Source organism: Fibrobacter sp. UWP2, from assembly GCF_900141705.1.
GTDB lineage: Bacteria > Fibrobacterota > Fibrobacteria > Fibrobacterales > Fibrobacteraceae > Fibrobacter.
This window is the reverse complement of record NZ_FQYM01000051.1, coordinates 1-9,646: the sequence shown is the minus strand read 5'-3', so window position 1 is coordinate 9,646 and position 9,646 is coordinate 1. Positions and strand designations below refer to the sequence as shown.

Sequence of the window (9,646 nt, the reverse complement as noted above, 5' to 3'; positions counted from 1 at the left end):
GAAAAGAGCATGAAACTACTTGACAATGAAGCGCTAATAGCCTAGATTTACACCAGTTGGAGACCTGGATTTTCAACTAAAAAAGGGACAAATTCAGAGATATTGGTCTAGGTTATTTCGACCATATATTTTTGTAAAGCCATCCCGCTTTCCCTTGTTATACCTTTCTTCTGCATACAATTTGCCCTCTCGATAAACACGCCGAACACCATCAACCTTATGGTCATAGATAGGAACTTCTTCTACAATCAAGCCTTTCTTGTCATATCTACGAGCAATCCCGTTTACTATACCAAGATGAAATGGAGCTTCAAATGCTAAAAAGCCCTCCCTAGCATACATTTTCACAAGCCCTTCGACGCATCCATTTTTTATGGGAAGCTTTCTATACACGGAGCCATCGTCATAATAATCCGTTTGTACGCCCGATGGTTCGCCATGTTCGTAAAAGAGTTCGCTCTTGACATTCCCGTTAGCATAAAAAGAGGCACTCCTACCTTCACGCACGTCGTCTTTGTAATTCTGTTCGGCAACAAGAATTCCGTTTTCATCATACTGCCGGCAAGGGCCATTTTTCTTGCCGCCGGAATATCTTGTTTCTTCCTTCAATTTCCCGGATTCGTAATAAGCTCTCTTTATTTCGTCAAGCATAATCTAATTATAAAAAAATATGCAGTATATCCCGTTCCAACATGTGAGTTTTGCCAGTACATGCCCAATTACCCTTTCACAGATAATCTTCGGAGAAACATACATTTGCAGATTAGCCCAGTGTCCTACCTTAGCGTTGGTGTCGTGACTAATCGCATATAAAAAGAATTCGGCCTCTTGGGCGCATATCCAAGACTTCTGGGTTTCCTCTAGTGAGAGTTAAGAGGGTCCCTTGCGGTGCGACTTCTTTCCAGCATCCTATATACTCTCTTTAATGGTGTGGAGCCCAGCCGAATTCACTTAAATTTTAGCAAAAAAATTTAAATCTTGCAAGTGAGTAACGGGCTATCATCCAACATTACGTATTTTTTTTCATCCTCTCGTAACTCAAGCATTCCGTCAAGCGGGAAATCAAAATGCACCTTTGCCCAACCGGTCACCATCGGTGATTTTGTCGCTACAAACAGTTGCACATTTTCAAGGGAACCACGCAAGGCAGAAATTGCAGCAAAGATTGATTCAAGAATAGATCCCTGCCAATCAGGGTGCAGGTTCGCTTCAACATCGTCCATCAAGAATGTCATTCTCGAATCATACGACATTCCCGCCACATTACATGCACGACAATGTTCAGAGTATACCCAAGTAAGGCAATAAGCCAAAGTCAAAATGCGGCGGATTCCCGAAGAAGTATGGAGTACAGGAACATTTCCGTAAGGCAACGCCACTGTCGGAATATCTCGAACATCATCAAGCGATATCCGTGTTGGCAAAGACAATCTTATTTTGAAATTTGATGGAGAAAGAGCCTCAAGAATCTTTTCGAACATGGCAAGTTCTTCACTTCTGCGATTCTGCCATTTGAGGACATCTGAAACAAGACCCTCGCATACAAACTTGCCGGATTTTTCCCGCCCATTCCAAATTTCATGCAAAGAAAGGGCTAGTGAATTTCCCTGTACAGAATCCGCAACGCAGAGGCCGCCATCCGCCCTTGCATAAAAGACTAATCCTGTATTGTCAAATTTGTCCGGCGACCAGGTCCATTCCTGTTCACTACGGTCAAATGAAGCCGAGTAATCCATATGGTCACCAGACGAATCCGACCCAATGCATTCAATTCTGGCTTTTTTGATAGACGTAACGGGCTCGATGGGCCATCGATGCGTCAAGGCAAACCACACGGAATCCAACAAAAAGGACTTACCTGTTCCGTTTGTTCCGCAGAGAATATTCAGACGCGGAGCGAACTCCATCGACAAATGCCTAAACACACCCAGATTTTCAATTACGATTTTTCTCAACATTTTCCGTCCATATTAAAAAGCAAAGAATCCCTACAACAGTCCAAATCCTTTGCTATGCGCGGGGATTGCGTAGTCAAAAAGAACTGAACCTGCGGGAAAGCCTTCTTGAGGCGCGATACCAAACCCGATTGCAATTCAGGATTTGTGTTTAGCTCAATTTCGTCTATCATGACAATCGCGGTCTTGTCAAACAGACTTGAAGCCTCAGGATTCGCCATCGTCAATCTTCGAGCAATGTCGCACATCAATGCCACATAGTTCATTTCTTCTTCCGGCAACAAGTCAAATGACAGTAAAGATCCGTTCTTTTCAACCATCAAAGAGAGCGTATCCCGCTTTACACGAAAATTCCTGTAACCGGGCAGGAGAACTTCAATTGCAGTACGGAATGCATTCAGTTGAACATCCCCCGTAAAGCCTTCGCCCGCATCCCGACGTTTCTCGTTTTCCAAGTCTTCACGTTCGCGAAGCCATCTGAAGAGCGAATGGAAATTTTCCGTTCCGCGCCTAAAACCATCAAAGGCATCCAATGGGTCCAACGCTTCGCTGTCATGAATTTGTAGCGGAACATCCTTCACAACACGATCGGCAGGATAGAAGGCCACCAAGAATAAATCCTGTTCCGAACCATCTGTTCGACGCCTCAACAGGCTATCTACGAAATCGTTCAATTCGCCTCGGTTTGCAGACCTACCAATCTTTTTGTCACAAGAGGATCGCTTTTTCAAAAGCGACCACCGAACCATTCGATTTTCGAATTCAGGTATTTGTACCGTCATTTCGAGGTAGCCGAATCCATCGCCACCGTCAATATCATCCAATTCAATCTGTATGCCGCGCCCCATGGGACTCATCAGTCGGGCAACATACCACGAAAGCAGATACCGCATGGCTGTAAGCACCGCAGACTTGGCTGCCGAATCTAGCCCGGTAAAGGCAACCATCCTAGATTCACCAAAATCCAAGTCAAGGTTCCGAATCCCTCGAAAATTCTCTATTTTAAGCGTCTTTGCAATCATCGTTTTAACTTTGGTACAGCCACATATTTTTCCTTAAAATATCTTTCCCACATCTCTATTATGTCCGGCCCCCTTACGCATTTTTCTCCATATCGTCTTTTACATTCGACACGCACCGTAGAGTTCCGATTAATTTTCTCAAAATCGCTGATAAACCGAACCCATAATGGATAATACTCTTCCAACAAAGCGTTTCGTTCAAACAGGTTTTCTGTACGCTGTATAATCTTTGAACGGTAAGCAAGCGCTTCCTTTCGATCAAAATAATCCTTCAAATATTTTTCAAACCCAGTCAGAATATACCTCTTTTTACCATTGAATATACCTTTTTTACAGGAATCGTGCAAGCGAGCATTTAGTCAGACCCCTAAGGCTATTGACTAAGCCCGCCAATTAAATTATATTTCAAATATGGTCAATTCTAAGGCAATCCTGTCAAATGACGGATGTTACATATCCTTCTCCTTTAACGGACGGACTATACGGTTCAAGGGGCCGTATAGCCTTGTCAAGATTGCAAAGGTGAAGGAATGGGACAACGGCTACCTGGTGGTCGATGCCGTATATAGCCAGAACAAGGACAAACTCGTCGAGGACTATATCGACCTGGTCCCCATCCTTGAAGACCTTTACATCGACCCGAAAATTTTCTTGCAACCGATAACATCCGTCGAGGTGGACAATGTCCGAGCAACAGCTTAATGAAATTACACAGCTCGTATGGGAAAAACACAGAATGGAGGTAACTAATGTATAAGCAAATTCTCTACTCGTTTCTTCTTTCCCTGTTGATTGTTTCCTGTCGTGGCGATAATTCTAGTAGTCCCAACATTGAAAATAGTTCAAATTCTCATAGTTCGGAAATTCCTTGCGATGCAACCAATGAGGGAACGATAATCAAGCCAGCTGATAGCGATGTAGAACACATCTGCAAAGGCGGCTCTTGGATTGCAATCAACAGCAGTTCATCCTCTACAAACAATGTCATTCTGAGCGCAAGCGAAGAATCTAGTTCATCAGTTAAATCAGTCATTCTGAGTAGTGATAGTGACGAGTTGTCCAGTTCGTCGTCCAGCAGCGTCATTGCGAGTGAAACGAAGCAATCTAGTTCGTCCGGTTACGACAACGACGATTCCTCCCCTTCTAGTTCAGAAGAACCTGTTGAATCTAGCAGTAGTGAAGAAACCAAACTCTATCTTTGCGAAGATGGTGAAACATATGTACTAGACCCAGCCAATTGTGAAAAAGAATCCTCTTCCTCTGTGGTAATTATTTCGTCGTCAAGTGATAATAAACCGAATTCTTCAAGTGGTGATGTTCAAGAATCTTCAAGTTCGGAGATGTCTAGCAGTAGCGAGAAAATAGATTCCTCTAGTTCCAATGTTGAATCAAGTAGTAGCGAAACGGCAACGCAGTCTAGTTCCGAAAATGTAGAAGAATCATCAAGTTCTGAAGAAATCGTAGAATCTAGCAGTAGCGGGATAAACGTAGTAAGTTCGTCGTCGTTAAATAGTGTTTATGATGCCGAAAATAATACTCTGACGGATTTACGAGATGGACAAGTTTACAAAACTGTAACAATAGGCTCACAGGTTTGGATGGCCGAAAATTTGAACTATCTTCCCGAGGATACGGTTGGTACCATATGGGCAGGCAAATCATTGTGCGGAGGAGGTAACTGGAAGAGCTTAGAAGAAGGTGATTGTAGCATTTTTGGAAGGCTTTATGAAGAAGACTTTACAAAAATGGCGAAATATATTGATAGTATCTGTCCAAATGGTTGGTCTCTTCCTTCTAAAAAACAATACGAAAATCTAATTTCCTTTTTAGGGGAGGACGCAAATAATAAAATGAAAATAGCTAACTCTAGTTATTGGAACATAAATGATTCTACGAACCAATCTGGCTTTTCAGCGATTCCTGCGGGTTATTATAGTTCTAAAGGGTTTAATTATCTAAATAAAGAAGGTGTTTCTGTTGCGTCATTTGCTTTTGTCAGTACAGGTTCAAATGCTCGCAATGTAATATCTATTCAGGATGACGAATCTGATTTTTGGTGGAGTTCATTTAATAATTACCATTACATGTCCGTTCGTTGTATAAAGGATTAATTTGTAATTGATGTTGTGTAATATGAAACAAGAGACTTTAGATACAGATCTAGACGATGCGTCCACTCTTGATAAAGAGGTGGACCACCCTATTTATCCGGCTCAGGTAAAAATCACCCGAGATCAGTTCCCTTTATTGCAACTTAAGCGAAAAGCAGAACCTGAAAGAAATGAACTTATTATAGATCCAGATTTTCAAAGACTTTTTGTTTGGAGTCCCAAGCAGAAGTCCGAGTTGATAGAATCCATTTTGATGGGGATACCCCTACCTGTTATCTATTTATTTGAGCAGAATGATGGTCGATTGCAGGTTGTTGATGGTCGGCAACGCTTGACTGCTATTTTTCAATACATGAATAATGATTTCCCCCTTACAGAATTAAATATTCTTATTGGAGAAAAGGGAAAAAGATTTAAGGATCTTTCTTTTATCATGCAGGGGAAGATAGAAGATTTTCAGATGACCATATATCGTATTCAGCCTCCAACTCCAGAAAAGGTCAAATTTGATATTTTTGACAGAGTGAATCGTGGTGGTGTCAAGTTAAACCACCAGGAAATGAGAAATGCTTTGCATCAAGGGAAATCAACGGCCTTGCTTAAAGAGTTGGCTGAATCTAAAGTTTTTCAGGACGCTATTGACAAATCCGTCAAACCAGAAAGAATGAAGGATCGCTATATTATTCTAAGGTTTCTTTCGTTTTACATGTATTATCAAAAATGGCCTGAATTGAACAAACTTGAATACAAAAGTGATATAGACGATTTTTTGGGCGACATTATGGATATTATCAATTCTTTCAATGATGAAAAAATTTCTTTGCTAAAATCTATATTTACTGATAGCATGACAAATAGTTATTCCGTTATGAAAGAAGATGCCTTCCGCTTCAAAAATAGCAGTGGAAAGAGATTGCCAATCAATATGGCTTTATTTGAATCATTGTCATATTTCTTTTCTAGTAAAAAAATCGATTTTCTGGCTAGAAAAGAAGAAATTTTAGTCCGCTTAAAAGAACAAAAAGATCTATTCTACCATTCGGATTTTTCGAAGCAAGTAGATAGCTCAACAAGGGTTAATGAACGTTTTAATGCAATTATTGCATTGCAAAGGGAGTTCGAACATGATTGAATCTCTGACAATTTCTGATTTTAAATGCATTCATTCGGCTAATTTTCAGTTTAAAAACCTGAATGTAATAACAGGTGTCAATTCTTCTGGTAAATCGTCTATTATACAATCTATACTGCTTTTTTCTGATGTAATAAATGACGATTCAAAGCTGTTCGAAAGATGGTCCTTTGATTCTGTTCACAACAGATATTTTAATGCCAAAGCGATAGAAATTTCTTTGAATGGAATCAAGGTTACAATGGATGATGAAGTTGTTGAATGCCCGGAAAAGAAGATTCCATTTAAAAAAAATAGAGAATTTTTTTACCTTTCAGAAAATCGTTCTGGACCTAAAACATTTGAAAATATTACCAAATCAACAGAAATTGGCGATGAAGCTGAATATGTAATGAGTTCTTACTTTAAACATCAAAACGAACCTATAGAAGATAAACTAATCTCTGAAGAAGGTGTTCAGACTTTATCCTTTAATGTTGATTACTGGCTAAAGAGAATATTAAACGATTCTTATGTTAATTTACATGTCGAAAAAGTATCTTCTGAAAAACTGAAAGTTTCTTATGGATTTGGTGAATTGGATAACCTTGAACCGACTCAATTAGGTGCAGGTGTAAGCTATATTGCCAAGGTCATTATTGTTTGTTTACAAGCTAAGCCAGGACAAACGGTTATAATTGAAAACCCTGAAATTCACCTCCATCCTGCAGCACAGTCAGAAGTAGGTCATTTTTTAGCCTTTATAGCTTCGAAGGGTATTCAGGTTATTGTTGAAACTCACTGCGAACATTTAATAAATCGCATCCAATATGAGGTTTTCCGAAAGAATTTTCTTTCGGAAAATGTTTGCTTATTCTATAAACCCTCGTACAAAGAGGATTTTCAAAAAATAAATATTGAATCAACTGGTCATTTTGCAAATGGCTTCCCATCTGGATTTTTTGATGCGTCTTTGTCTCATTTGTTGGAAATAGGCTGATTGTTATGAATCCTCAACTTGTTCTTAGTGATGAATTACTACGATTATATTTAGATATTGGGTCAATGCCGCCTGATGAAGCATCCCGTTCTAGGGTACAGAACCTCTTTTCATTTTACAAACCTCATTTAGCCAATAAAGCGCAGTATCAGCGCATAGGAAAAGAGATGTCTCCTGAACTGGAAGCTAGTTTATTGAAAAGTGGTATTTCATCAGATTTATCTCTTGAAGATATGGCTACAAAAACAACTTTGAAGCTTATTTTGAATGAGAGTAGGAATGATTTTCCTTATGTGAACATAAGTGGTAATGAAAAACTGCAATTGAATTACACTGGTTCCTTTTTTAAAGAACCAAGAGAAAAATGTATAGCACATTTAAAATCTTTGTTTCAAAATGCTATGAGCATACAAGTATATGATAAATACCTGTATGTGACAGACAGACCGGCAAAGGATAATATGGAACTACTATCGAATATTCTCCGCTTAATGGATGAATCTGCATGCAGAACACTCACTGTATATGATTCCAAGCCATCTATAAAAATGGGATTGGAGAGAATTGCTCAACATTGCAAAAGAACTTTTCCAACAATTACAGTTCGTATAGTGCCGTCGTCAGCATTCATAGAGAAACACGATCGTTATTTGATTGTCAATTCGAGTAGTGGCAAAGTTGAAATATTATTATCTAGCGGCTTTGAGAACCTTTTCGACAATTCCAAAGATTTTACCTATATGATTCGTCCAATTTAAAATTAACATTACAGAGTAAGGAGTATTCAAATGCCCAAAACAATTCTCTTTTGGCCCGATGTTTACAAGGAACAGGGACACTGGCTACCCACGTTGAAATGGGCAGAAGATATGCTCAAGAACGGTCACACCGTTAATTATATGGGAATCGTTGATTGCGAGGGTGTTGTCAAAGCTTTCCCGATTGCCATTAACGGTGCGGTCACTTCTTTTCCCTATTCACGGATTTTTGAAAACATCTATCCGCTGGGCTACACAACAGAAAGCCACACTAGCCCCAATGAACGTTGGCGTCCTGACCATATCTGGGCAATCGCATATAGTGCGTTAGGGGAAGATTTGGCCAAGTACAAGGACAAATTAAATAAAGACTTGTATGAAGATGCTCTGCATTTTTACCAAACAATGACAAATGTCAATCCCGACTTGCTCGTCTCGGGTTATTTTACATCCTTAGAAAGTTTGCTTATCCACAAAATTTATGATGTGAATGTCGTTATTACCACGACATATTTAAGACATCCCAGCGAAGACCCTGCCATGCGTGCAATACAGAATTTGATGGCTTTTTCGCCGACGGAATTTTTTAAGTTGGTGAATCTTTGTAGATATGGCGATTTAAAACAGGCTGCATTGGACGCTGAAGAAGACTTTGTTGACTTGTTACAAGATCCTGAAATTGATATTGAAGATTTTGTAGAGGACCTACAGTATTTTGACGAACTGATTCCTTGTCCTCGCGAATACGAATACACACATTACAACCCTGGTGAAAAAGTTCACTATGTGGAACCCTGCATTCTGGATAGGGATTTGAATTCTTCGACAAACAGTGTCTTAGATTCTACTGTAATAGGCGCAGGCAATAAAAAATTAATTTTTGTAACAGCCGGTTCACAGGTTCTCGATTACGAGGGTAAGGCCCGTCATCTATTCCATTGCATGTGCGAGGCCATGCGTTCTGCGGAGTTGAACGACTATCGCTTGGTTCTGGGCGTTGGTTCGAAACTAATAAACGATTATGAATGGACTGAATTTAAGAACCAGTCCAACATTATCTTTGCCAGCTGGGTCCCGCAGCGAGCGATTCTTTCGGCTCCGAACTTAGAATTCGCCCTTATACATGGCGGCCTTGCGACAATCAAGGAATGTGTCTATAACAACAAGAAATTCTTGATTCTTCCCTTGGGTAAAGACCAGATTGACAATGCCATGCGGCTTCGTAAATACGGCATTAACAACATGGTTCCTGTGGAAAGTATCACACCGAAGGTGTTGATTGACGCCATCGTGAACTTGAAATCAGATAGAAAAACTTTGGAAAATCTATCGAAGTTAAGCGAAGTCTTCCAGAGTGTTGAACGGGAAAGTCCTGGTAAACAGGTGCTGTTGGATAATTTGAATTCGTAAAGAAACCCTACTGTCTATAAAGAAACACCCCGCCACTTTTGAGTGACGGGGTGTTTCTAATTTACCTCAAAGGCCCGCAGGGCCGCACTCATGCCTCAGAGCGAGCATCGCGATCGAGCTCATACCCCAAATCCCGTTGGATTAGTTCGCCTGTGGAATTGTAGATGTTTTCGCCGAGATAATAGGTAACGTATATTTTCTTTCGCAAATTCCACTAAGGGGGTAAAAAAATAGGATGTTCCAATTTTTAGATTTGAAATAACCACAAATCAAACACAA

At 40.0% G+C, this 9,646-nt stretch carries 9 protein-coding genes; 6 read left to right on the top strand and 3 right to left on the bottom strand.

Features of this window, described 5'->3' with window-relative positions; translation table 11 throughout:
* Positions 1-93: 93 nt before the first annotated feature.
* The 3 genes from BUB55_RS13390 to BUB55_RS13380 all read right to left on the bottom strand — a co-directional run bounded on the left by BUB55_RS13390 (position 94) and on the right by BUB55_RS13380 (position 2,977).
* The gene (locus tag BUB55_RS13390) at positions 94-651 is read right to left on the bottom strand and encodes a toxin-antitoxin system YwqK family antitoxin (protein WP_073192338.1); all 558 of its coding nucleotides are present in this window, start codon (positions 649-651) and stop codon (positions 94-96) included.
* Positions 652-971: 320 nt separating this feature from the next.
* Positions 972-1,958, bottom strand: coding sequence for an AAA family ATPase (locus BUB55_RS13385; protein WP_073192335.1), 987 nt, complete (start codon positions 1,956-1,958; stop codon positions 972-974).
* The gene (locus BUB55_RS13380) at positions 1,952-2,977 is read right to left on the bottom strand and encodes an AAA family ATPase (RefSeq protein WP_073192333.1); all 1,026 of its coding nucleotides are present in this window, start codon (positions 2,975-2,977) and stop codon (positions 1,952-1,954) included. Before BUB55_RS13380 ends, BUB55_RS13385 begins: the two co-directional genes overlap by 7 nt.
* A 411-nt stretch (positions 2,978-3,388) precedes the next feature.
* Between BUB55_RS13380 and BUB55_RS13370 the strand changes: the two genes are divergently transcribed.
* From BUB55_RS13370 to BUB55_RS13345, 6 genes are read left to right on the top strand one after another with little or no spacing between them, the layout of a single operon-like run.
* On the top strand, positions 3,389-3,679 hold the full coding sequence (locus tag BUB55_RS13370) for a DUF7724 family protein (protein ID WP_072813196.1): 291 nt from the start codon (positions 3,389-3,391) through the stop codon (positions 3,677-3,679).
* 47 nt (positions 3,680-3,726) lie between these two features.
* Positions 3,727-5,088 (top strand): FISUMP domain-containing protein, encoded by a 1,362-nt coding sequence (locus tag BUB55_RS13885; RefSeq protein ID WP_083597042.1) that lies wholly within the window; start codon positions 3,727-3,729, stop codon positions 5,086-5,088.
* A gap of 22 nt (positions 5,089-5,110) precedes the next feature.
* Entirely contained in the window at positions 5,111-6,220 is a 1,110-nt protein-coding gene (locus BUB55_RS13360; protein WP_073192327.1) for a DUF262 domain-containing protein, read from the top strand.
* Positions 6,213-7,199, top strand: coding sequence for an AAA family ATPase (locus BUB55_RS13355; RefSeq protein WP_073192324.1), 987 nt, complete (start codon positions 6,213-6,215; stop codon positions 7,197-7,199). The genes BUB55_RS13360 and BUB55_RS13355 overlap by 8 nt, the downstream gene beginning before the upstream one ends.
* 5 nt (positions 7,200-7,204) lie before the next feature.
* The gene (locus BUB55_RS13350) at positions 7,205-7,957 is read left to right on the top strand and encodes a hypothetical protein (RefSeq protein WP_143153082.1); all 753 of its coding nucleotides are present in this window, start codon (positions 7,205-7,207) and stop codon (positions 7,955-7,957) included.
* Positions 7,958-7,987: 30 nt separating this feature from the next.
* Complete coding sequence (locus tag BUB55_RS13345; protein WP_073192320.1) at positions 7,988-9,367, top strand: glycosyltransferase; 1,380 nt, start codon at positions 7,988-7,990, stop codon at positions 9,365-9,367.
* Positions 9,368-9,646 lie beyond the last annotated feature (279 nt).